Origin of the sequence: Streptomyces caeni (assembly GCF_042678285.1) — a bacterium.
In the GTDB taxonomy this organism is placed as follows: Bacteria; Actinomycetota; Actinomycetes; order Streptomycetales; family Streptomycetaceae; genus Streptomyces; species Streptomyces caeni.
On sequence record NZ_JBHUDX010000020.1, the window covers coordinates 1 to 23,601 of the forward strand.

Here is a 23,601-nt window from a genome sequence, read left to right on the forward strand (position 1 = left end):
CCGGGTGCGCAGCAGCCGCCGGGGCCTCCTGGTGTTCCCGGTTCCCCGGGTCAGGCGGGTCCGGGTGCGCCGCAGCCGCCGGGCGCTGCGGGCACTCCCGGTGCCCCGGGCGCTCCCGCCGGCCCCGGTGCCGTGCACCACGCCGAGACCATGCTGGCCGGGCCTGCGCCCGGCGGCCCGGGCACGCCCCCGCCGCCGAGCGCTCCGGGCATGCCGCCCGGTGCCCCGCAGCCGGTGCCGGGACAGCCGGTGCCCGGTCAGCAGCCGTCGTACGGCTATCCGCCGCAGGGCCGGCCGACGGTCGGCCCGGGCTACCAGGCCGTGCTGCGCTACCGTGCGCAGGACGGTTCGGAGCAGCAGCTCATCCGGCGTTCGGCGCCGGGCACCCCGCACCCGGAGTGGCAGATTTTCCACGAGCTGCGCGCGATGAACGTTCCGCCGGATCAGGTGCTGGAGCTGCACACGGAGCTGGAGTCGTGCGAACTGCCGGGCGCGTACTGTGCGCGGATGATCCGGGAGAACTGGGCGCAGGCGCGGATCACCAGCATCGCCCCGTACGGCACCGACCATGCCTCGCGCCAGCAGGGCATGCAGCAACTGCTCGCGCATCAGGGAGAGTTGCACCAGGTGGCGGATGGTCCGGCGCGGCCGGGGCCGGTGCGTGCGCCGCTGCAGCCGGTGCAGCCGGTGCCTCCGGTGCCGCCGGAGGCCGTCGCCCAGGAGCTGGCGGCCGCCTTCGGGCCGGGTGTCTTCCGTTTCGACCGGGCCGCGGTCTCCCGGCAGGGCGTGCCGCCGATCGTGGCGCACACCCTGGTGGTGGCCGGTCTGCCCCTCGACATGGGCCCGTTCTTCTGGGCGCAGGCACAGCCGGGCCGTCCGGTGCCGACGCTGGCCGAGCTGGCGCAGGAGCGGGGGTTGCAGCCGGCCGTGGACGCGGGCTCGTACCTGGTCATGGGCAGCGACTTCGGCAAGGCGATCTGTGTGCAGTACGGCACTGCGCACATCGTCGCGGTGCCCGTGGAGGCCGGCCCGGGCGGTGCTCCGGTGCCGCCGCAGTTCGTGAACACGGGGCTGCCCGAGTTCGCGCGCTGTCTGGCGCTGCTCGGCCGGATGTGGCGGCTGCGGTACGGGCTCAACCAGGAGCAGGCGGGCCGCTGGACCGTCGACTTCCAGGCCCAGCTGGCCTCCCTGGACCCGGCGGCGCTCGGCTCCCCGGAGAGCTGGTGGTCGGTGCTGCTGGAGCAGATGTGGGACGGGTTGCTGTGACACGTCGTTCCTGACGGTTCCTCACGGGGCAGGGCCCGGTCGTACGGCTTCGTACGACCGGGCCCTGCCCCCTTTTCAGGTGGTGTCCGGCAAGATCCGTTGCTTATGTGCGGAGTGTCGCGTTATAAACGCTTCCGTCTGATCCATCAAGATGTGCGCGAAATCATTGGTTCGTGTGGGTCAGGTGGAGAGGGGTTCCACGATGAGCAGCGCATCGGAGCCGTCGTACGGCTTCGTGACCGTGCGCCGCGGCTACCGTCCCGACCAGGTCGAGGCGTACACCGCGGCCCTCTCGCGGGACCGTGACGCCGCCTGGGAGAGGGCCGCGCGGCTGACCGTCCTGGCGAAGGAGATGGAGGGCGACCTGGCGCGGCTGCGCGAGACAGTGGGGCAGCTGGGCCCGCAGACGTACGAGACCCTCGGAGACGGTGCCCGTCGGCTGTTCGACCTCGCGCAGGAGGAGGCCACCGCCGTCCGGGAAGGGGCACGCGAGGAGGCGCAGCGCCTCGTCACCGAGGCGGAGGACGAGGGACGGCGCCTGCTGGAGGCCGCGCAGGAGTATGCGGACGAGGTGCGCGGCGAGGCCGAGGAGCGGGTCCGTACCCGCCTGCTGGCGGCCCGGGCCGAGGCGGACGATCTGCGGGTCACGGCGCGGCGCGAGGTGAAGGAGGGGCGCGGCGAGGCGCTGGCGGCGCTGCGTGAGATGCGGCAGCGCACCGAGGCGCTGCTCGCCGAGCAGGAGCGGGAGTACGCCGAGTGCTGGGAGGGCGAGGAGCGTGCCGAGGCCGAACGGGCCGCGGAGAGCGACGCGTTGAGCGCGGACCGGGCGGCGCGCGCGGAGGCCGCCCTGGCGGATGCCGAGCGCGCGTTCGCCGCGGCGGAGCAGTCGGCCGGGCAGATCGAGCTCGACGCGCAGGCGCGCGCCGCCGAGCTGATCGCTGAGGCGCGGGTGCGGGAGGACCGGATCGCCCGGGAGACGGAGCGGGTGCTGCGCGAGCACGGCGAGGAATGGGACTGCGTACAGGCCCAGATGGACCATGTGCGCAGCAGTCTCGCCATGCTGACGGGCCGGGCCGCCGCCGAGTAGGCCGCGGCCCGGGCGCGCTCCGGGTCAGCCGCTCCTGCGTACCGCCAGCGCACCCTGCCTGCGCGTGAGGGCGCACCTCCTCGGCGCCGTGCCCCTACTCCTTGAGCACCGGGAAGCGGCGCGGCGCCACGACCAGCAGGACCAGGAACGCGAGGGCCGCCGCGCAGGACGCGCCCAGGTAGACCGCGTGGACGGCGGACGCGATCGCCCGGCGGGTCGTCTCGGGGGCGGTGCCCTGGTCCAGCGCCCGCGTCACCGCGTCCAGGTCGCCCGCGCCGCCCAGCCGGGACGCCAGGACGCCGTTGGCGACCGCGCCGAACACCGACGCCCCGACGGTCTGGCCCGTCTGACGGCAGAACAGCACGGACGCCGTCGTCGTGCCGCGCTCCGCCCAGCCGACCGTCGACTGCACGCCCACGATCAGCGGGAGCTGGAAGAGGCCCAGCGCGCCGCCGAGCAGCAGCATCAGGAGGGTCGGCTGCCATGCCTGCCCCGGGTAGGGCAGGAACGGGAACGCCAGCAGGATCAGCGCCGCGGTGCCGATGCCGAGCATCGCGGTGGAGCGGAAGCCGATGCGCCGGTACACGTGCTGGCTGAGCGCCGCCGACACCGGCCAGCTCAGCGTCCACACGGAGAGCACGAACCCGGCGGCGACCGGGGCGAGACCGAGGACCGCCTGGGCGTATGTCGGCAGGAAGACCGACGGGGCCACCATCAGCAGTCCCAGCGCCCCGAGGGCCAGGTTGACCGCGGCGATCGTACGGCGCCGCCACACCCAGCCGGGGATGACCGGCTCCGCCGCCCGGCGCTCGACCGCCACCACCACGGCGACCAGCGCGAGTCCCGTTCCGAACAGCGCCATGGAGGGCGCCGAGAGCCAGGGCCAGGCCACGCCGCCCTGCACCAGCGCCGTCAGCAGGACGCCCCCGCAGACGAACACCGCGAGCGCGCCCGCCCAGTCGACACGGGGACGGGGGTGCGCGAGGCGCTGCGGCTCGTGCAGATGGCGGGTGATGAGCCAGAGTGCGACCGCACCGATCGGGAGGTTGATGAGGAAGATCCACCGCCAGTCTGCGTACGCCGCGAGCACTCCGCCCAGCGCCGGGCCGGCGATCGCGGACACCGCCCACACGGTCGACAGCTTGGACTGGATCTTCGGGCGTTCCTTCAGCGGATAGAGGTCGGCGGCCAGCGTCTGGACCGTGCCCTGGAGCGCTCCGCCGCCCAGGCCCTGCACGATGCGGAACGCGATCAGTGCGCCCATGTCCCAGGCGAGGGCGCACAGCAGTGAGCCGAGCAGGAAGAGGGCCGCGCCCGCGATCAGCACCGGCTTGCGGCCCAGGGTGTCGGAGAGCTTGCCGTAGACGGGCAAGGTCACCGTCACCGCCAGCAGATAGCCCGAGAACAGCCACGAGAAGACGGAGAAGCCGCCGAGGTCGCCGACGATCTGCGGTACGGCGGTCGACACGATGGTCGAGTCGAGCGCGGCCAACGCCATCGCGAGCATCAGCGCCGCGACGACGGCACCGCGCCTGTCGGCATCGGTGTGCTGCGCCGGCGTGCGTATCGCAGGTCTCGTGCCACCCACCGGTGCCCTCCCTCACATGTGCCCGTCGCACGCAAGTTTCGCACTTGACCCTGACGCGACGGGAGGGTGGAGGCTGAGTGCGCCGGAGGGTGGAGCGAACCCTGAGAGCCGCTCCACCCTCCGGTGGACGGCCCCTAGGGGTGTCTCCGTACGAGGTGTCGGGGAGGGTTCGTCCCGGGGGAGGACGAGAGGGGCCGGACCCGTTCCTTAGCCTGGCTTTACGCCGCTGGGGAGCGGCCGGGACGCACGGGGGTCGTGCCGGCCGGAGCGGAGGGGGTGGGGTTTACCCCAGCGGAAGACGGGGCCGGGCACCAGCGCGCAGGACCCCTCGCCGGCCCGAGACTCATGGAGCGGGACGCCGCTGCGGTCCGGCCGCACGGGGCGGCCGTCAGCCGCAGACCGCTCACCACGCTTCATCACCGAACCGACATAGGAGACTTACCATGACATCGGCCGTGACCATTCCCAGGCACGGGGGCACTGGAGGGCGTACGGCCGTTGCCGCGCGGGCGCGCCAGGTCGTCAAGGCGTACGGGGTGGGGGAAACCCGCGTCGTCGCCCTCGACCACGTCGACGTGGACATCGCCCGCGGCCAGTTCACCGCCATCATGGGCCCCTCTGGGTCCGGCAAGTCCACCCTGATGCACTGCCTGGCCGGGCTCGACACCGTGACGAGCGGTCAGATCTTCCTGGACGAGACCGAGATCACCGGACTGAAGGACAAGAAACTCACACAGCTGCGCCGGGACCGGATCGGTTTTATCTTCCAGGCGTTCAACCTGCTGCCGACGCTGAACGCGATCGAGAACATCACGCTGCCCATGGATATAGCGGGACGCAAGCCGGACCGCGCCTGGCTGGAGCAGGTCGTGGAGACCGTCGGCCTGGCCGAGCGGCTCAAGCATCGTCCCAACCAGCTCTCCGGCGGTCAGCAGCAGCGCGTGGCGGTGGCCCGGGCGCTGGCAGCCCGCCCCGAGATCATCTTCGGTGACGAGCCGACCGGAAACCTCGACTCGCGGGCCGGTGCCGAGGTATTGGGCTTCCTGCGCCGCTCCGTCGACGACCTGGGTCAGACCATCGTGATGGTCACGCACGACCCGGTCGCCGCCTCGTACGCCGACCGCGTGCTGTATCTGGCCGACGGCCGGATCGTCGACGAGATGCGCCAGCCCACCGCGGACCAGGTCCTGGACCGTATGAAGGACTTCGACGCCCGGGGGCGCACGTCATGACCGTCCTGAAGACCTCGATGCGCAACTTCTTCGCGCACAAGGGACGCATGGCCCTGTCGGCGATCGCGGTGCTGCTGTCGGTGGCCTTCGTATGCGGCACGCTGGTGTTCACCGACACCATGAACACGACGTTCGACAAGCTGTTCGCGGCGACGTCGTCGGACGTCACCGTCAGCGCGAAGGGCGCCTCCAACAGCGGTGAGACGACCTCCGGCAACGGCAGGCCGCCGGTGATGCCGGCCACCGTGCTCGGCGAGGTCCGCCGGGCACAGGGCGTGCGGTCGGCCGAGGGGACGGTGTTCTCCACGTCCGTGACCGTCGTCGACGCCGGCAAGAACAACCTGTCCCCCAAGAGCGGCGCCCCGACCATCGTCGGCAGCTGGAACGGCAACGACGCCCGCACCATGAAGATCAGCTCCGGTGCGGCGCCCGAGGGCCCGGACCAGATCATGGTCGACGCGGACACCGCCAAGAAGCACCACCTGAAGCTCGGGGACGAGATCGGTGTGATCAGTGCCGTCGGCACGCACCGGGCGAAGGTCTCCGGGATCGCCGACTTCACCGTCACCAACCCCGGTGCCGCGATCTTCTACGTGGACACCGCGACCGCCCAGGAGATCCTCGTCGGGCACACCGGCGTCTACACGAACGTCAACGTCACGGCGGACCAGGGCGTCAGCGACGCGCAGCTGAAGAAGAACGTGGTGGCCGAGCTCGGCGGCGCCTACAAGGTGCAGACCGCCAAGGAGACCGCGGACGCCAACCAGAAGGACGTCGAGAGCTTCCTGAGCGTGATGAAGTACGCGATGCTCGGGTTCGCCGGGATCGCCTTCCTCGTCGGCATCTTCCTCATCATCAACACCTTCTCGATGCTGGTCGCCCAGCGGACCCGGGAGATCGGCCTGATGCGGGCGATCGGCTCCTCCCGCGGGCAGGTCAACCGGTCGGTGCTCGCCGAAGCGCTGCTGCTCGGCGTGTTCGGGTCCGTGCTCGGCGTCGGCGCGGGCGTCGGCATCGCCGTCGGACTGATGAAGCTCATGGGCTCGATGGGCATGCACCTGTCGACCGACGACCTGACGGTCGCCTGGACGACCCCGGTGGTCGGGCTCACCCTGGGCGTGGTCGTCACGGTCCTGTCCGCGTACCTGCCGGCCCGGCGTGCGGGCAAGGTCTCCCCGATGGCCGCACTGCGCGACGCAGGTGCCCCGGCCGACGCGAAGGCGGGCCGGATACGGACCGTGGCGGGCCTGGTCCTCACCGCCGCCGGCGGCTGCGGCCTCTACCTCGCCGCGAATGCGGGCAAGGCCGCCCAGGGCTCGCTGTGGCTCGGCGCGGGCGTGGTGCTGACCCTCATCGGTTTCGTGGTGATCGGCCCGCTGCTCGCCTCCGGCCTGGTCCGGGCGCTCGGCGCGGTCGTCCTGCGGATCTTCGGCCCGGTCGGGCGGATGGCCGAGCGCAACGCCCTGCGCAACCCCCGCCGTACCGGCGCGACCGGCGCCGCCCTGATGATCGGCCTCGCGCTGGTGGCATGCCTGTCGGTGGTCGGCTCCTCCATGGTGGCCTCCGCGACCGACCAGCTCGACAAGACCGTCGGCACGGACTTCATCATCCAGAGCGACAACGGGCAGCTGGTCACACCGCAGGCGGTCAAGGCCGTGAAGTCGACGCCGGGCCTCGAACGGGTCACGGAGTACAAGTGGACCCGGGCCGACTTCACCACGCCCGACGGCAAGACGCTCAAGGACACCGCGATCACCGCGGCCGACCCCACCTACGCGACCGATCTGCGCACGAAGACGGTCGCGGGGAAGCTCGCGGACGCCTACAGGCCCGACTCGATGTCCGTCCACGAGAAGTTCGCCAAGGACCACCGCATCCACCTCGGCTCCCGGATCGCCGTCGCCTTCAAGGACGGCTCCCGGGCGGAGCTGACGGTGCGCGCGATCACCAGTGACGACGTCGTGATCGACAAGGGCGCGATGTACACGTCGATCTCGACGCTCGCCAGGTATGTGCCCGCCGACAAGATGCCGCTCGACCAGCTGGTCTTCGCCACCGCCGAGGACGGGCAGCAGACCCCGGCGTACAAGGCGCTGAAGTCGGCGCTGCACGACTACCCGCAGTACACCGTCCGCGACCAGACCGACTACAAGCAGGCGCTGAAGGACCAGATCGGCCAGCTGCTGAACATGATCTACGGTCTGCTGGCCCTGGCGATCATCGTCGCGATCCTCGGCGTGGTGAACACCCTGGCCCTGTCCGTGGTGGAGCGCACGCGGGAGATCGGCCTGATGAGGGCGATCGGCCTCTCGCGCCGCCAGCTGCGCCGCATGATCCGCCTGGAGTCGGTGGTGATCGCCCTCTTCGGCGCCCTCGTGGGCCTCGGTCTGGGCATGGGCTGGGGTGCGACGGCCCAGAAGCTCCTGGCCCTGCAGGGCCTGAAGGTCCTGGAGATCCCCTGGGGCACGATCACCGCGGTCTTCATCGGCTCCGCCTTCGTGGGCCTGCTCGCCGCCCTGATCCCGGCGTTCCGGGCGGGCCGGATGAACGTCCTGAACGCGATCGCGACCGAATGACCGCCGGATCACCCGGGCGCGGAGCACGGTGACACGGCGGACGGCCCGGCGGCAGGAAGCACCAGCTTCCGCTGCTGGGCTCTGGCGCTGCTGGGCTCTGGCGCCGCTGGGCTCTGGCGCTGCCGGGCTCTGGCGCTGCCGGGCTCTGGCACTGCGCCGCCGGGCACCGGCATGCTTTGCCCGTCGGCGAAACCCGGGCACCGCCCGGTCGGACGGAGGCACTGTCAGCCGGTCCGGCGCTTGAGGACGAGGGCGTTCAGACCGATGCGGGGGCTGGGGCGAAGCCTCCATGGCGGTCACCCCACCCAGGTCCCGCCCACGCGGGCGTTGCCCACGGCCCCGCCACACGCAGGCACGGCGTCGTACGCTGGACAACCCCGGCCCCCGAACCCCTCGCGGCCGGGTGTTCGTGTTGCCCACCCGGGACGGGATGCCCCTTCATGAGCCTGCACGGTCTGCTCGACGCCGTCGTCAAGGACGCCGCACTCGCGGAAGCGGTGAAGGCCGCCACCGACGGCAACCGGATGCACGTCGACCTGGTCGGCCCCCCGGCGGCGCGCCCGTTCGCCGTGGCCGCGCTGGCCCGCGACGCGGACCGGCCCGTCCTCGCGGTGACCGCGACGGGACGCGAGGCCGAGGACCTCGCCGGCGCGCTGCGGTCCCTGCTGCCGCCGGACGCGGTCGTGGAGTACCCGTCGTGGGAGACCCTCCCGCACGAGCGTCTGAGCCCGCGCAGTGACACCGTCGGCCGCCGCCTCGCCGTGCTCAGGCGCCTCGCCCACCCGACCCCGGACGACTCGGAGACCGGCCGGGTCTCCGTCGTCGTCGCCCCGGTCCGCTCGGTGCTCCAGCCCCAGGTCAAGGGCCTCGGCGACCTGGAGCCCGTCGCCCTGCGCACGGGCGTGCAGGCGGATCTGGACGAGGTCGTGGACGCCCTGGCCGCCGCGGCGTACGCGCGGGTGGAGCTGGTCGAGAAGCGCGGCGAGTTCGCGGTGCGCGGCGGCATCCTGGACGTCTTCCCGCCCACCGAGGAACACCCCCTGCGCATCGAGTTCTGGGGCGACGACGTCGAGGAGATCCGCTACTTCAAGGTCGCCGACCAGCGCTCCCTGGAGGTCGCCGAGCACGGCCTGTGGGCGCCGCCGTGCCGTGAGCTGCTGCTCACGGACGATGTGCGCCGCCGGGCCGCCGCGCTCGCCGAGCTCCACCCCGAGCTGGGCGAGCTGCTGGGGAAGATCGCCGAGGGGATCGCCGTCGAGGGCATGGAGTCACTGGCGCCGGTGCTGGTCGACGACATGGAGCTGCTCCTCGACGTGCTGCCCGCGGGCGCCATGGCGGTCGTGTGCGACCCCGAGCGCGTCCGCACCCGTGCGGCGGACCTGGTGGCGACGTCGCAGGAGTTCCTGCGGGCGTCCTGGGCGGCCACGGCAGAATCGTGGCGCGCGGGCGAAGCCCGCTCCGTTGAGGGCGGCGGTGGGCGACGGGCGGGCGGGGGCGACGCGCCGATCGACGTCGGCGCGGCCTCCCTGTGGTCCCTCGCGGACGTCCGGGACCGGGCGCGCGAGCTGGGCATGATGTGGTGGTCGGTGTCGCCGTTCGCGGCCGGCGACGACCTGGCCGCGCTGGACGGGGACACCCTCAAGCTCGGTATGCACGCCCCGGAGACCTACCGCGGCGACACCGCCAAGGCGCTCGCCGACACCAAGGGCTGGCTCGCCGACGGCTGGCGCGCGGTGTTCGTGACGGAGGGCCACGGCCCGGCGTCCCGCACGGTCGAGGTGCTGGGCGGCGAGGGCATCGCGGCCCGGCTCGACGTCGACCTCCGCCGGCTGTCCCCGTCGGTGGTGCACGTGGCGTGCGGTTCGATCGAGTACGGCTTCGTGGATCCGGCCCTCAAGCTCGCGGTCCTCACGGAGACCGACCTGTCCGGCCAGAAGGCGGCCGGACGCGACGGCGCCCGTATGCCGGCCCGCCGCCGCAAGACGATCGACCCGCTGACCCTGGAGCCGGGCGACTACATCGTGCACGAGCAGCACGGCGTGGGCCGTTACATCGAGATGGTGCAGCGCACGGTCCAGGGGGCGACCCGCGAGTACCTGGTGGTGGAGTACGCCCCGGCCAAGCGCGGCCAGCCCGGCGACCGGCTCTACATCCCGACGGACCAGTTGGAGCAGATCACCAAGTACGTCGGCGGTGAGGCCCCGACCCTGCACCGCCTGGGCGGCGCCGACTGGACGAAGACGAAGGCGCGCGCGAAGAAGGCGGTCAAGGAGATCGCCGCCGACCTCATCAAGCTCTACTCGGCGCGCATGGCGGCCCCCGGCCACGCCTTCGGCCCGGACACACCGTGGCAGCGCGAACTGGAGGACGCGTTCCCGTACGCGGAGACGCCCGACCAGCTCACCACGATCGCCGAGGTCAAGGACGACATGGAGAAGTCGGTCCCGATGGACCGCCTGATCTGCGGCGACGTGGGCTACGGCAAGACGGAGATCGCGGTGCGGGCCGCCTTCAAGGCGGTCCAGGACGGCAAACAGGTCGCGGTCCTCGTCCCCACCACTCTGCTGGTGCAGCAGCACTTCAGCACGTTCGGCGAGCGCTACGCCCAGTTCCCGGTGAACGTGCGGGCGCTGTCGCGCTTCCAGACGGACACGGAGGCCAAGGCGGTTCTGGAGGGCCTGCGGGACGGCTCGGTGGACGTCGTCATCGGCACCCACCGGCTGTTCTCGGCGGAGACGAAGTTCAAGGACCTCGGCCTGGTCATCGTCGACGAGGAGCAGCGTTTCGGTGTCGAGCACAAGGAACAGCTGAAGAAGCTGCGCGCGAACGTCGACGTCCTGACGATGTCCGCGACCCCGATCCCCAGAACCCTCGAAATGGCCGTGACCGGCATCCGCGAGATGTCCACGATCACCACGCCGCCGGAGGAGCGCCACCCGGTGCTCACCTTCGTCGGACCGTACGAGGAGAAGCAGATCGGCGCCGCCATCCGCCGTGAACTGCTGCGCGAGGGCCAGGTCTTCTACATCCACAACCGGGTGGAGTCCATCGACCGGGCCGCGGCGCGGCTGCGCCAGATCGTCCCGGAGGCCCGTATCGCCACGGCCCACGGCCAGATGTCGGAGCAGACGCTGGAACAGGTGGTGGTCGACTTCTGGGAGAAGAAGTACGACGTCCTGGTCTCCACCACGATCGTGGAGTCGGGCATCGACATCTCGAACGCCAACACCCTCATCGTGGAGCGCGGCGACAACTTCGGCCTGTCCCAGCTGCACCAGCTCCGCGGACGAGTCGGCCGCGGCCGCGAGCGGGGCTACGCCTACTTCCTGTACCCGCCGGAGAAGCCGCTCACGGAGACCGCCCACGAGCGCCTGGCGACCATCGCCCAGCACACGGAGATGGGCGCGGGCATGTACGTCGCGATGAAGGACCTGGAGATCCGCGGCGCGGGCAACCTGCTCGGCGGTGAACAGTCCGGCCACATCGCGGGCGTGGGCTTCGACCTGTATGTGCGGATGGTCGGCGAGGCGGTCGCGGACTACCGGGCGTCTCTGGAGGGCGGCGTGGAGGAGGAGCCGCCCCTGGAGGTCAAGATCGAGCTCCCGGTCGACGCGCACGTCCCGCACGACTACGCGCCCGGCGAGCGACTGCGCCTGCAGGCGTACCGGGCGATCGCCTCCATCACCACTCAGGAGGACATCACCTCGGTGCGCGAGGAACTCGTCGACCGCTACGGCAAGCTTCCCGAGCCGGTCGAGAACCTCCTCCTCGTGGCGGGCCTGCGCATGCTCGCCCGGGCTTGCGGCGTCGGCGAGATCGTCCTGCAGGGCACCACCGTCCGCTTCGCTCCGGTGGAGTTGAGGGAGTCGCAGGAACTGCGGGTCAAGCGGCTGTATCCGGGGACCGTCATCAAGCCGGCGGTGCGTCAGGTGCTGGTGCCGCGCCCCAAGACCGCGAAGGTGGGCGGAAAGCCTTTGGTGGGGCGGGAGTTGCTGGGGTGGGTCGGGGAGTTCCTGACGTCGGTCCTCGGGTCGTAGGCGCACGGCCCGGTCGCGGGCGCGCGGCTTTGGCGCCGCACCATCCGGGAACCGGCCCGGCGCGCACCCGCTGCCCGCCGGGCGATGGTATGGACATGACCTCCCGGCGGCTACCGTGGGACCGGAACGCCCTTGCGGAGGGCGACTCGATCGAGCGGTACGGGCAAGGGGAGGCGTGGCGTGGTGTGTTCGAGGGCGGGGTCACCGGGTTCTCGAGGCTCGTCGCGGGGGCGGTGGGTCATGCGGACTGAACGGCGCACCCGTCACCGCGAGGGGGTGCGGCGCGTTCTCGTGGCGTGCGCCGCGCTGCTCGGTACGGGGCTGCTGCTCACCGGCTGCGACGGTTCCGGCCTTCCCGGCTCCGGCTCCCCGTCCGGCACCGGCTCCCCGTCCGGCTCCGGTGTACCGGTGGACGACGGGCGGGCGGTGAGCCCGCTGGACAACCCGGACGGCACGAAGCCGGGTCTGGCGGCGATCGCCTCGGCGGCGGACAGGGCGAAGGCGCGCGCCCTCATCGAGAAGGTGGCCACGAAGGGACGCGGCCCCAAGACCGGCTATGACCGGGACGAGTTCGGCTACGCCTGGATGGATTCGGCCCCCGGCGGCATCCCCTTCTCACACAACGGGTGCGACTCGCGCAACGACCTCCTGAAGCGCGACGGGGAGAAGGTCCGCTTCCGGGCCGGTTCGGACTGCGTCGTCATCTCCATGACGCTGCACGATCCCTACACCGGCAGGACGATCGAGTGGACGAAGTCCCGTGCCGCGAAGGTGCAGATCGACCATGTGATGCCGCTCTCGTACGACTGGCAGATGGGCGCCTCGCGCTGGTCGAAGGGCAAGCGCGAGGACATCGCCAACGACCCGCTCAACCTGATCCCGGTGGACGGCCCCGCCAACGGCGCCAAGGGCGACTCCGGCCCGGCCGCCTGGCTGCCTCCCAACCGGCGGATCCGCTGCTCCTACGCGGTGCGCTTCGCCCAGGTGTCGCTGAAGTACGGCCTTCCCGTCACCGCCGCGGACAAGGCGGCGATGCTGGGGCAGTGCGGCGGATGAGGGGCGCCCGCGCGATTCCTCGCCGGCTGGCGGGAAGCGCGCGGGCCGTGTGCGCCGGCGGGCGGGCGGTGCCGTGCCGCCTGGCTCGCCTCAGCCGCCCAGCTTGTCCAGGTCGAGGACCTTGCCCTTGGGCGCGTCGGCCGGGACCGGCTTCTCGTAGTCGGTGAACGTGATGGTGCCCGGGTCCTTCGCGGAGGTGCCGATGACCTTCAGGAGGTAGGGCTTGCCCTGGGTGGCGACGTACAGCGTGTAGCGGTCCTTGCCGTCCTTCTCGTGCAGGACGATCGCCGGGGTGCCGTCGACCGTGCCGGTCGCGCCGCGGGTCGCGTCGGAGTTCACGTCCTCGGCGCCGGCCAGCACCGTGCCCAGGTCGCAGAAGCTCGCGATGTCCTTGGCGTCCTTGCCCGTCGCCGACATCTTGGTCCACTTCCCGGCCATCATGGCCACGACCGCGTCCGTGTCGGCCTTGGAGTCGCCCTTGCCCTGCTCGCGCAGGAACGCTTCGTCGTACTTCATGTAGATGGTGTCGCCGGTCTTGATCAGATCGGCTTTGCCCTGCCCGCCCATGCCGAGCGTCCCGGCGCACTCGCCCTTCTTGTTGAGGGCCATGTCGATGTGGATCGTGCCCTTGCTCTCGTCGTCGGGGACGTCGCCCGTCATACGCAGCGAGCCGGCGGCGGTGGTGGCCTTCACGGCCCGGTCGGCGATCTCGCCGCCGGTCATGCCGGGAAACGGGCCCTTGGGCTTGTCGGAGGCGGTGTTCTGGCCGGGCAGGCAGCCGGTGAGTCCCGCGGTGGCCGCGGCGGCGAGGCAGAGGGCGACGAGTGCGGTGCGACGCATGGCAGTTCCTTGAGGTGAGAGACGTGCGGTGCACTGAGGTGGAGCGGTGCACTGAGGTGGAGTGGAGGGGCGGCGTCGGCGGCGCGGCGTCCGCCTGGGCCGGAGGGCGGGGAGGGTCAGGACGTTCTCGTCCAGTCCTGGCAGCCCGTGGTCTTGAAGTAGGCGTCCTTCGCGCTGACCGTGACGACGGCGGTTCCGGTCACGTTGTCGTTCGCCGCGATGGAGTCGATGGAGTGCAGGGCGTCCTTCTCGCGCTCCCAGTAGCACGAGTCGTCCTTGTTGCCGGTGGACTTGTACGTGCCGGGGGCGATGTCGACGCCGACCCGGTACATCCCGCCGTCGCCCTTGACGCGCGAGCCGGAGGGCGAGCCCGCCGTCTTCGTGCCGACGGCCTCCCAGTCCTCGCAGTCCCTGGACTTGAAGAGCTTGTCGGTGGCCTTGACGGTCACGTAACTGGTGCCGGTGACGTTGTCGTTGGCGAGCAGGGAGTCGATCTCGCCCGAGGCGTCCTTGGCCCGCTCCCAGTAGCACATGCCGTCGGTGTTGCCGGTGGTCCGGTAGGTGCCGGGCTTGATGTCCTTGCCGACCTGGTAGCTGCCGTCGCCGCTGAACGCCGGCCGGGCGGCCTGGTCCTTCTCGACGCCGTTGCCCGCGTTGCCCCCGTTGTGGCCCGAGGCGCCGCCGGCCGTGGACCCGGGCTTCCGGCCCGCGGATGCGGACGCCCCCTTGCCGCGGTCCTTGGCCCCCTCATTGCCCGCGTTCGCGGACACGACGCCGATGACGACGACGCCGACGACGGCTCCCAGCGCGATCTTTCCCTTCATGCCCATGGCAAGTCCCCTCCCCTGTCGACGGGATCCGCTGCTCGGCGGATCGCTCGTTCGCTGGGTCAATGACAGCAGAGCTTGTGAACCGAGTCAACACGGTTCACGTGTTGAGTTGCGTACACGTGCGTGAAAGGGTGAATCCAGCGCACATCGGTATGCTCGACGCCACACGGCGAGGGGCGCCGCAGACCAAAGCGCCCGCAACGCAGGCGCCGCACAGGGCAGAGGGGAGCCGGCCGGTGCAGGACAAGGGGACAGAGGTGACCGCCGCCGGGATCGCCCGGCTCGCGGGTGTCGGCCGTGCCGCCGTCAGCAACTGGCGCCGTCGTCACGCCGACTTCCCCAGACCGGTCGGCGGCACCGAGACCAGCCCCTCCTTCGCGCTCGCCGAGGTCGAGGACTGGCTGCGCCGCCAGGGCAAACTCGCCGAGGTGCCGCTGCGGGAGCGGGTCTGGCAGCAGCTCGCCGGCCATCCCGCGGGCCCGGTCACGGCCCTCGTCCACGCGGGCTGCGTCCTCGTGCTCGTCCGCGACCGCCCGACGGTCTGGAAGGAGGCGAGCTCCGGGTCCGACGAACTCCTCGCCCAACTGCTGCCCACCGCCCTGGAGCAGGTGCTCACCCCCCGCTTCGGCGCACTCCGCAGGCCCGCAGTGCCCGTCCCGGCCCCGGCGCAGCTCCTGCAGTCGGCGCCTCTCCTGCGAGGCGCCGCCGATCTCGCCGCGGACCTGGGCGCCCGCGACGCCTACGAGTTCCTGCTCGGCCGGCACCTCGACGCCAACCCGCGCCAGTACACGCTCACTCCGGGCGATCTGGCCGGCCTGATGGCCGACCTGGCCGGGCCCGCCCGCACCGTCCTCGACCCGGCCTGCGGCACCGGCGCTCTGCTGCGTGCCGTCGCCCCCGCCACCGACCAGGAGCTGTACGGCCAGGACAGCGACCCCGGTCTCGCCGCGCTCAGCGCGCTGCGCCTCGCGTTGCACACCAGGGCCGCCGTGCGCACCGCCGCCGGCGACAGCCTCAGGGCGGACGCGTTCGACGGCGTCAGGGCCGATGCCGTGCTGTGCCATCCGCCGTTCAACGAGCGCAACTGGGGCCATGACGAACTCGCCTACGACCCGCGCTGGGAGTACGGCTTCCCGGCCCGCACGGAGTCCGAACTCGCCTGGGTGCAGCACGCTCTGGCCCGTCTCCGGGACGGCGGCACCGCCGTCCTGCTGATGCCGCCCGCCGCCGCCTCCCGGCGCTCCGGCCGCCGCATCCGCGCCGACCTGCTGCGCCGCGGTGCCCTGCGCGCCGTGATCGCGCTGCCGGTGGGCGCGGCGCCCCCGTACAACATTCCCTTGCACCTGTGGGTGCTGCGCCGCCCAGGGCAGGCGCCCCTGCAGCCCGAGGTGCTGCTCACGGACGCGGGCGCGCTCGCCCCCGAGGGCCGCGGCGGGCCGGACTGGCAGAGCGTGCGCAGCGCGGTCCTCGACGCCTGGCGCTCGTTCGTCCGGGCCGGCACCGCACCAGAAGTGCCGGGCGTGAGCCGGTCCGTGCCCGTCATCGAACTCCTCGACGACGACGTCGACCTGGCACCGGCCCGCCATGTCCCGCCGCCCACGGCGGGCGGCGGCGCCGAGGAGCTCACCGCCCTGCGCGCCCGCCTCGACGAGACCTTCCGCCTCACCGCCGACCTCGCCCCGCCCGCGGGCGATGCCGGGGGCCCGGCCCGCTGGCCGCTGACCACGGTCGGCGAACTCGTGCGCGGCGGCGCCCTGGTGATGCGCACCGGCGGCAACGGCCCCCACGCGCGCGTGCTCACCGACCACGACGTCCTCTCCGGCACCGCGCCTTCCGGCACACTGCCCGAGACCGGGGAGGAACCGGTCCTCGTCGAGGAGGGCGACGTGGTGGTGCCCGTCCTCGGCGGTGGCGCCGTCGCGCGGGTGATCGACCGGGCCACCGCCGGGGCCGCCCTCGGGCGCAACCTCGTGCTGCTGCGCCCCGACCCGGCCGCACTCGACCCCTGGTTCCTCACCGGCTTCCTGCGCGGCACCGCCAACAACCGCCAGGCCACCAGCTACGCCTCCACCGCGACCCGCCTCGACGTGCGCCGCCTCCAGTTGCCGCGGCTGCCGCTCGAACAGCAACGCCGCTACGGTGAGCGCTTCCGGGCGCTGGCCGCCTTCGAGGACGCGCTGCGACTGGCGGGGCGCCTCGGCGAACAACTCGTGCGCGGGCTGCACGACGGTCTGACGGACGGGACGGTCCCACCGGACTGACGGGAGCCGGGCACACTGGCCGCCGCGCCGCACTCCCACACCGACCCGCGCCGCACCGCACTCACGCTCGCCCCACCCGCGTTCACCGTCCGCGACGCCGTCCGGTGCCTCCGGTTCGGAACGGCAACGGTTCGGCACACCCCGGGACCGTGTGTCCGAGCCGGGCTATACCCTCGGACTCCGACACTCGTCCGTCCGTCCTCACCCGGTTCCAGGAGCAGCCATGTACGGCCACGGCGCGGCGCCGCGCACCCGCAGTACGGGCACGGTCATCACCCTGCGCGTGCTGTTCGCCCTCGCCGGGTTCCTGACCTGCGGACTGCTCGCCTGCGTCCCGCTGTTCCGGATCGCCGTGCTGCGCGGCAAATGGGGAGACTGGCTCCTGGCCTGGGCCAGTCTGCCCGTGGTCATCGTGTGCTTCGCCGTGATCGGCTCCGTCCCGGAGAACGACCACCGGGGCGATGTGGCGCTGTCCGTCATCCTCCTCCTCGGCGCGCTCAGCAGCGCGTGGTTCGTGGTCTTCGACATACGCCACCACCGTGCCCTGCCGCCCGTCGGCCCGCTGCCGCACACCATGGGCTACCAGCCGGGCTACGGCTATCCGCCCGCCGCGCCGTACGGCGTCACGCCCCCGCAGACCCAGCCGTTCCCGTACACGCCCGCGCCGCCGCCCCCGCAGCCGCAGAGTCCCGCACCCGCGCGCATCGACCAGGTGAGGGCCGAACTCGACGAACTCAGCGACTACCTGCGCAAGCACGAGGACGGCAGGTGAGCGTGGCGACCGGACGGATCGTCGCCGGCCGCTACGAACTGTCCACGCTCATCGGTCAGGGCGGTATGGGCCAGGTCTGGACTGCGTACGACCGTCGCCTGGACCGGCGCGTGGCCGTCAAACTGCTGCGCCCCGACAAGGTCGCGGGCCAGGAGGCGGACGAACTGCGCCGCCGTTTCATGCGCGAGTGCCGGGTCACCGCGCAGGTCGACCACCCCGGCCTGGTGACCGTGCACGACGCGGGCAGCGAGGGCGAGGAGCTGTATCTCGTCATGCAGTACGTCGACGGGGCCGACCTCGCCGACCATCTGGCCGAGCACGATCCGTACCCCTGGCAGTGGGTCGTGGCCGTGGCGGCGCAACTGTGCGCCGTGCTCTCCGCCGTGCACGCCGTGCCGATCATCCACCGTGACCTGAAGCCCCGGAACGTGATGGTCAAGCAGGACGGCACGGTCACCGTCCTCGACCTCGGCGTGGCCTCGGTGATGGACTCGGACACGACCCGTCTCACCCACACCGGCTCCCCCATCGGCTCGCCCGCCTACATGGCGCCCGAGCAGGCGATGGGCGGCGCGGTCGGCCCGTACACGGACCTGTACGCGCTCGGCGTCCTCATACACGAACTCCTCAGCGGCGACGTGCCGTTCAGCGGCTCCACCGCGCTCGGCGTGCTGCACCGCCACCTCTACGAGCCCCCGGTCCCCGTCCGCCGACTGCGCCCTGAAGTGCCCGAGGTGCTCGAATCACTCGTCCTGAGCCTGCTCGCCAAGGACCCGCAGCACCGCCCGGCCTCCGCGCAGGAGACGTACGAGCACCTGCTCCCGCTCCTCCCGGCGCGCGGCATGCCCACGGGTGCTCCGCTCGACCCCACGCGCCCCTTCCTCCGCCCGCACGCTCCCTGGCCGGACCGTGCGCGCACCCCGGCGCCCCAGCCGCAGCCGGCGCCCGCGGTCGAGAAACCCGATGTCGCGGGCGCCGTTGAGGAGGTCAAGCGACTGCTCGGCCAGGGCCGCATCACCCAGGCCGTCGACATCCTCGGTGCGATCCTCCCGGCCGCCGCGGCCCAGCACGGCGAGCACTCGCCGGTCGTCCGCTCCCTGCGCAAGCAGTACGCGGCCACGCTCATGGACGACGGCCAGTACCGGCGCGCCCTGCCCGAACTGCGCCGCCTCGCCGACGAACGCGCCACCGACGCGGGCCAGGCCGACCCCCAGGTCCTGCGCTTCCGCTACGACGCCGCGCAGTGCCTGGAGCAGCTCGGCGAACCCGCGGCGGCGCTCGCCGAGTACCGCTCGCTGCTGCCGTACTACGAGAACCAGTACGTCGCGGGTGATCCCGAACCGGCGCACGAGGTACGCCGCCGCATCGGGCACCTGCTCCTCGCCCTCGGCGACCGCGCGGCCGCCCACGACACCCTCGTACGGCTCCTGCACGACGTGGAACGTCTGCGCGGGCCCGGCCATCCGCTGGCCGGGGACATCCGCCGGACCCTGCAGTGGCTGGGACAGGTGCGCGGCTGAGAGGCGCACGAGGCATCGGCGTTTTGCGGTGCCCTGAAGGAACCTTGTGCGTCCGGAGGGATTACCTTTTCCAGGCGCGGACCTGACGTCCATTACGTTGCATTCGTTTGAATCATGCACCGGCATCGCGCGACCAGGGGTGGGGCCTTTCATGTCGAACCATCGGCTGTCCAAGAAGCGCAGATACATCGCGTGGGCCGTGACCGGGGCCGCCGTGGTCGCCGGGGCCGGGATCGCCGCGCAGACCTCGATGGCGGCCACGACCTGGCCCGCCCAGCGCACCTTCACCGGCCACGCCTTCGACACCTGCACCGCTCCGTCGCTGGCCGCGATGAAGGCCTGGCACACCGGTTTCTACGGCGCCGCCGCCGTCTATGTCGGCGGTAGGAACCGCGGCTGCAGCCAGCCCAACCTCACCGCCTCCTGGGTGAAGTCGGTCAGCTCGATCGGCTGGAAGCTCATCCCGATCTACGTCGGCGCGCAGCCGCCGTGCCGGAAGAGCTCCAACCCCGAGAAGCTCACCGCCTCCACCGCCGCCTCCCTGGGGACGAAGGACGCCGCGGACGCGGTGGCCAAGGCGTCGGCGCTCGGCATGAAGGCCGGCAGCGCGATCTACCTCGACATGGAGCCGTACGACATCACCGACACGTCGTGCAACGACGCCGTGCTGACATACGTGCGCGCCTTCGACAAGGGCCTGCACGCCAAGACGTACCGCGCCGGCTTCTACGGCTTCACCAGCTCCAGTGCCAAGGCCGTCGCCACCGCGAAGAACCGGACCGGCCTGCCGGGCAACCTCTGGTACGCGCTGTGGGACAAGAAGTACACGACGACCAAGGACTGGCCATGGGCCACCACGCAGTACACCAACCACAGCCGCGGCCATCAGTACATGGTCAACAGCAAGGAGACGCGCAACGGTCACACGATCACCGTGGACCGCGACGCGTGGGACGGGCCGGTGGCCATCACCGGCTGACGCCGGGGCGGGCGCGGACGGTGCCCGAGGTCCAGGCGAATCGTTGGCCGAATGGGTTGGCCAGAGCGCGACCACTGCCTACCATCGATCATCGCAAGACTTTGTGCACCGTCGCACAATCTCTTCAGGAGGCCACCTTGTACCGCCGTCGCACCGCGATCGCCCTCAGCGCCGCTCTGGCCGCGGTCCCCCTCCTCAGCGCCTGCGGTGGTTCACCGCATCCGGGCGCCGCGGCCGTCGTCGGGGGAGAGCGGATCACGGTCACACAGTTGGAGAGCCGGGTGAACGAGGTACGTGCGGCCCAGCGCGCCGCTGCCCCGGACGACGCCCAGTACCAGCAGATTCTCGGCCGGACCGGCACCCTCACCCGTGACACGCTGCACAGCCTGGTCCTCGACCGGGTGCTGGACCGTGCCGCCAGGAACGCGGGCGTGCACGCCAGTGCCCAGGACGTGGAGCGGATGCGGACGAGCCTGGAGCAGCAGGCGGGCGGCGCGAAGGCGCTGCAGTCGGCCTGGCTGCAGCAGTACGGGGTGGCTCCCGAGCGCATCGACGACAGCCTGCGCACCGAGGTCGAGGCGCAGAAACTCGCCGCCGCGCTCGGCGCCGACATGAGCACGACCGACGGCAAGGCCTCCTTCTGGAAGGCGATGTCCAAGGCGTCGAAGGAGCTGCGGATCGAACTGAACCCGCGCTACGGCACGTGGGACGTGGAGAAGAGCACCCGCGTGGATGTGAAGATGCCGTGGGTCAAGCAGGTCTCGGGGGCGGCGACGCCGCTGCAGACGGCGTGACCCGGGCCCGGCCGTCCAGCCGGGCCTGTGGACAACTCCGGGGCTGTCGGTGACGTGGGTTACGTTCGAAGGGTGAACGCAACCAGCCCTCGCGGCGACGGTTCGTACGGAACCGCCGCTTCCGCGGTCCCCGCGTCCGGCGCGGCCGCCGCGGCCCCCGGCCGTATCGTCCTGCTCACCACCAGCCACCGGGTCGCGCCCGGCCTGCTGTCCTGGCCCGCCTGGCAGGCGCTGCACGGCGCCGACCGGGTCCTGTGCGCGGACGGCGCGCACCCGCAGCTGCCCTATCTGCGTGAGGCGGGCATCACCGTCGAGGAGGCCGCCCCGACCGCGCGGGAGCTGGTCGACGCCTGCGACGGCGGCCGCACGGTGGTCGTGGTCGCGACCGGTGAGGGCGAGCCCCGACTCACCGACGGCCTGGCCGGGCTGGCGGGCTCGGGCAGGGTCCGGATGCCGGAGCTGGAGCTGCTCCCCGCGTCCTACGACCTGCCCGGCGCCCGCCTCCTCGACCTGGTGCAGGTCATGGACCGCATCCGCGCCGAGTGCCCCTGGTCCTCCCGGCAGACCCACGAGGGCCTGGCCAAGTACGGCATCGAGGAGGCGTACGAGCTGGTCGAGGCCATCGAGGCGGGCGACCGCGACGAGCTGCGCGAGGAGCTCGGAGACGTCCTGCTCCAGGTCGTCTTCCACGCCCGGATAGCCGAGGAGGACCCGGACGCCCCCTTCTCCGTCGACGACGTGGCGGGTGGCATCGTCACCAAGCTGATCCACCGCCACCCGCACGTGTTCGGCGACGAGACCGCGACGACGCCGGAAGAGGTCAAGGAGCACTGGCTGCGCACCAAGGCGGTCGAGAAGCAGCGCACATCGGTGACGGAGGGCATCCCCCTGGGACAGCCGGGCCTCGCCCTGGCGGCGAAGCTCGCCTCACGGGTGCGGACGGCGGGCCTCGACGTCCCGCTGCCCCGGGGCGAGGGGATCGGCTACGAACTGCTCGCCCTGGCGGTGCGCGCGGAGACGGAGGGTGTGGACCCGGAGGCGGCTCTGCGGGCGGCGGGGCGGGCGTACCGGGACGCGATCCGGGCGGTGGAGAGCGGGGCTGAGTGACGCCGGGGCCCGGGGCCCGGGCCCCGGGCAGGGGGCAGGGGCGGTGTGACCCGGGGCCGTGGCCCGGCCCCTCGCCGGGCGGTCCGACCCGCCGGATACCGTCGGGGAGTGACCACCCAGCCCCAGCCACCCGCCGCCGGCCCCGGTCCTGACCCCGGACTCTTCACCTGGGAGTTCGCCGCCGACCCGTACCCCGCCTACGCCTGGCTCCGCGAGCACGCCCCCGTGTACCGGACCAGGCTGCCGAGCGGTGTGGAGGCATGGCTGGTCACCCGTTACGCCGATGCCCGGCAGGCCCTCGCCGACCAGCGGCTCAGCAAGAACCCGGTGCACCACGACGAGCCCGCGCACGCCAAGGGCAGGACCGGCATCCCCGGCGAGCGCAAGGCCGAGTTGATGACGCATCTGCTCAATATCGACCCGCCGGACCACACCCGGCTGCGCCGGCTCGTCTCCAAGGCGTTCACCCCCCGTCGCGTCGCCGAGTTCGCGCCCCGCGTGCAGGAACTGACCGACCGGCTCATCGACGGCTTCGCGGGCCGCGGACGCGCCGACCTCATCCACGACTTCGCCTTCCCGCTCCCCATCTACGCCATCTGCGACATGCTCGGCGTCCCCCGCGAGGACCAGGACGACTTCCGGGACTGGGCGGCGATGATGATCCGTCACGGAAGAGGGCCTCGGGGCGGGGTCGCACGCTCCGTCAAGAAGATGCGCGGCTACCTCGCGGACCTCATCCACCGCAAGCGCCAGGCCCTCCCCGTCACGCCGGACCCTGGTGAGGACCTCATCTCCGGGCTCATCCGCGCCTTTGACCACGGCGAGCACCTCACCGAGAACGAGGCCGCCGCCATGGCGTTCATCCTGCTGTTCGCCGGGTTCGAGACCACCGTCAACCTCATCGGCAACGGGACGTACGCCCTCCTCACCCATCCCGCACAGCGGGCCCGCCTCCAGGCGTCCCTGGCCCGTCACGAACGGGACCTGCTCGCCACGGGTGTCGAGGAACTCCTGCGCTACGACGGTCCGGTGGAGCTGGCGACCTGGCGGTTCGCCACGCGGCCGGTCACCATCGGGGGGCAGCACATCGCCCCCGGCGACCCCGTCCTCGTCGTCCTCGCCGCCGCCGACCGGGATCCGGAGCGGTTCGCCGACCCCGACGCCCTCGACCTCTCCCGCCGCGACAACCAGCACCTCGGATACGGGCACGGCATCCACTACTGTCTCGGCGCCCCCCTCGCGCGACTGGAGGGACAGACCGCGCTTGCGACGCTCCTCACCCGCCTCCCGGACCTGCGACTCGCCGCGGATCCCGCGGATCTGCGCTGGCGGGGCGGGCTCATCATGCGCGGACTGCGCACGCTGCCCGTGGAGTTCACCCCGCAGCCCGACACAGGCCACGGCAGCCGCGAAGGCCGCTCCTCATGACGTGGCGAACACGCCGACGGCCACTGGGAAGCTGACTGCTCCTCAACTCTGTGATGTCCACGTGATCTGCGCTGCATTGACTTGTGACAGGCGTTCGAGTCCCGATACGTTCACGCGCAACACGGCGGTGCACCACGGCCGCCGCGTTGGTCGCTGCTGTCACGTGAAAGGCAACCGCATGCTCTCCGGGACCGGTCGTCACCGTCGCCCCCGTCAGGCTCCGGCTCT

The 23,601-nt window shown here is 72.1% G+C and carries 16 protein-coding genes; 13 read left to right on the top strand and 3 right to left on the bottom strand.

Annotated features, from left to right (window positions below; genetic code table 11):
• On the top strand, positions 1 to 1,266 hold a 1,266-nt coding region (locus tag ACFSL4_RS07865; protein ID WP_381079964.1), incomplete at its 5' end, for an SUKH-4 family immunity protein.
• A gap of 202 nt (positions 1,267 to 1,468) precedes the next feature.
• Complete coding sequence (locus ACFSL4_RS07870) at positions 1,469 to 2,353, top strand: DivIVA domain-containing protein (protein WP_381079966.1); 885 nt, start codon at positions 1,469 to 1,471, stop codon at positions 2,351 to 2,353.
• Positions 2,354 to 2,447: 94 nt separating this feature from the next.
• Here ACFSL4_RS07870 and ACFSL4_RS07875 read toward each other — a convergent pair whose 3' ends face one another.
• Positions 2,448 to 3,941, bottom strand: a complete 1,494-nt coding sequence (locus tag ACFSL4_RS07875) for an MFS transporter (protein ID WP_381079968.1) — start codon at positions 3,939 to 3,941, stop codon at positions 2,448 to 2,450.
• 443 nt (positions 3,942 to 4,384) lie between these two features.
• Here ACFSL4_RS07875 and ACFSL4_RS07880 point away from each other — a divergent pair, with 443 nt between their 5' ends.
• From ACFSL4_RS07880 to ACFSL4_RS07895, 4 genes are all read left to right on the top strand, one after another.
• Positions 4,385 to 5,173 carry an ABC transporter ATP-binding protein gene (locus tag ACFSL4_RS07880; protein ID WP_381079970.1) on the top strand — a complete coding sequence of 263 codons (789 nt, stop codon included), beginning with the start codon at positions 4,385 to 4,387 and terminating at the stop codon, positions 5,171 to 5,173.
• Positions 5,170 to 7,749 (top strand): ABC transporter permease, encoded by a 2,580-nt coding sequence (locus ACFSL4_RS07885; RefSeq protein WP_381079972.1) that lies wholly within the window; start codon positions 5,170 to 5,172, stop codon positions 7,747 to 7,749. Before ACFSL4_RS07880 ends, ACFSL4_RS07885 begins: the two co-directional genes overlap by 4 nt.
• Before the next feature lie 440 nt (positions 7,750 to 8,189).
• The gene (mfd, locus tag ACFSL4_RS07890; RefSeq protein WP_381079974.1) at positions 8,190 to 11,786 is read left to right on the top strand and encodes a transcription-repair coupling factor; all 3,597 of its coding nucleotides are present in this window, start codon (positions 8,190 to 8,192) and stop codon (positions 11,784 to 11,786) included.
• Positions 11,787 to 12,026: 240 nt separating this feature from the next.
• The gene (locus tag ACFSL4_RS07895) at positions 12,027 to 12,842 is read left to right on the top strand and encodes an HNH endonuclease family protein (protein ID WP_381079976.1); all 816 of its coding nucleotides are present in this window, start codon (positions 12,027 to 12,029) and stop codon (positions 12,840 to 12,842) included.
• A 90-nt stretch (positions 12,843 to 12,932) separates the two neighbouring features.
• On the opposite strand, the gene ACFSL4_RS07900 is transcribed toward ACFSL4_RS07895, so the two are convergent.
• Both ACFSL4_RS07900 and ACFSL4_RS07905 read right to left on the bottom strand, forming a co-directional pair.
• On the bottom strand, positions 12,933 to 13,682 hold the full coding sequence (locus ACFSL4_RS07900; RefSeq protein ID WP_381079978.1) for a hypothetical protein: 750 nt from the start codon (positions 13,680 to 13,682) through the stop codon (positions 12,933 to 12,935).
• A gap of 116 nt (positions 13,683 to 13,798) precedes the next feature.
• Entirely contained in the window at positions 13,799 to 14,512 is a 714-nt protein-coding gene (locus ACFSL4_RS07905; RefSeq protein ID WP_381079980.1) for a hypothetical protein, read from the bottom strand.
• 236 nt (positions 14,513 to 14,748) lie between these two features.
• On the opposite strand from ACFSL4_RS07905, the gene ACFSL4_RS07910 reads away from it, so the two are divergent.
• The 7 genes from ACFSL4_RS07910 to ACFSL4_RS07940 all read left to right on the top strand — a co-directional run bounded on the left by ACFSL4_RS07910 (position 14,749) and on the right by ACFSL4_RS07940 (position 23,373).
• Positions 14,749 to 16,773, top strand: a complete 2,025-nt coding sequence (locus ACFSL4_RS07910; RefSeq protein ID WP_381079982.1) for an N-6 DNA methylase — start codon at positions 14,749 to 14,751, stop codon at positions 16,771 to 16,773.
• Between the two features lie 223 nt (positions 16,774 to 16,996).
• On the top strand, positions 16,997 to 17,545 hold the full coding sequence (locus tag ACFSL4_RS07915) for a hypothetical protein (protein WP_381079984.1): 549 nt from the start codon (positions 16,997 to 16,999) through the stop codon (positions 17,543 to 17,545).
• A 38-nt stretch (positions 17,546 to 17,583) separates the two neighbouring features.
• Positions 17,584 to 19,065, top strand: coding sequence for a serine/threonine-protein kinase (locus ACFSL4_RS07920; protein WP_381080138.1), 1,482 nt, complete (start codon positions 17,584 to 17,586; stop codon positions 19,063 to 19,065).
• 151 nt (positions 19,066 to 19,216) lie between these two features.
• Positions 19,217 to 20,044, top strand: coding sequence for a glycoside hydrolase domain-containing protein (locus ACFSL4_RS07925; RefSeq protein WP_381079986.1), 828 nt, complete (start codon positions 19,217 to 19,219; stop codon positions 20,042 to 20,044).
• A gap of 137 nt (positions 20,045 to 20,181) precedes the next feature.
• Positions 20,182 to 20,838, top strand: coding sequence for a SurA N-terminal domain-containing protein (locus tag ACFSL4_RS07930; RefSeq protein ID WP_381079988.1), 657 nt, complete (start codon positions 20,182 to 20,184; stop codon positions 20,836 to 20,838).
• A gap of 72 nt (positions 20,839 to 20,910) precedes the next feature.
• Positions 20,911 to 21,945, top strand: a complete 1,035-nt coding sequence (locus tag ACFSL4_RS07935; RefSeq protein WP_381079990.1) for a nucleoside triphosphate pyrophosphohydrolase — start codon at positions 20,911 to 20,913, stop codon at positions 21,943 to 21,945.
• Positions 21,946 to 22,053: 108 nt separating this feature from the next.
• The gene (locus ACFSL4_RS07940; protein ID WP_381079992.1) at positions 22,054 to 23,373 is read left to right on the top strand and encodes a cytochrome P450 family protein; all 1,320 of its coding nucleotides are present in this window, start codon (positions 22,054 to 22,056) and stop codon (positions 23,371 to 23,373) included.
• The last annotated feature ends 228 nt before the right edge of the window (positions 23,374 to 23,601 follow it).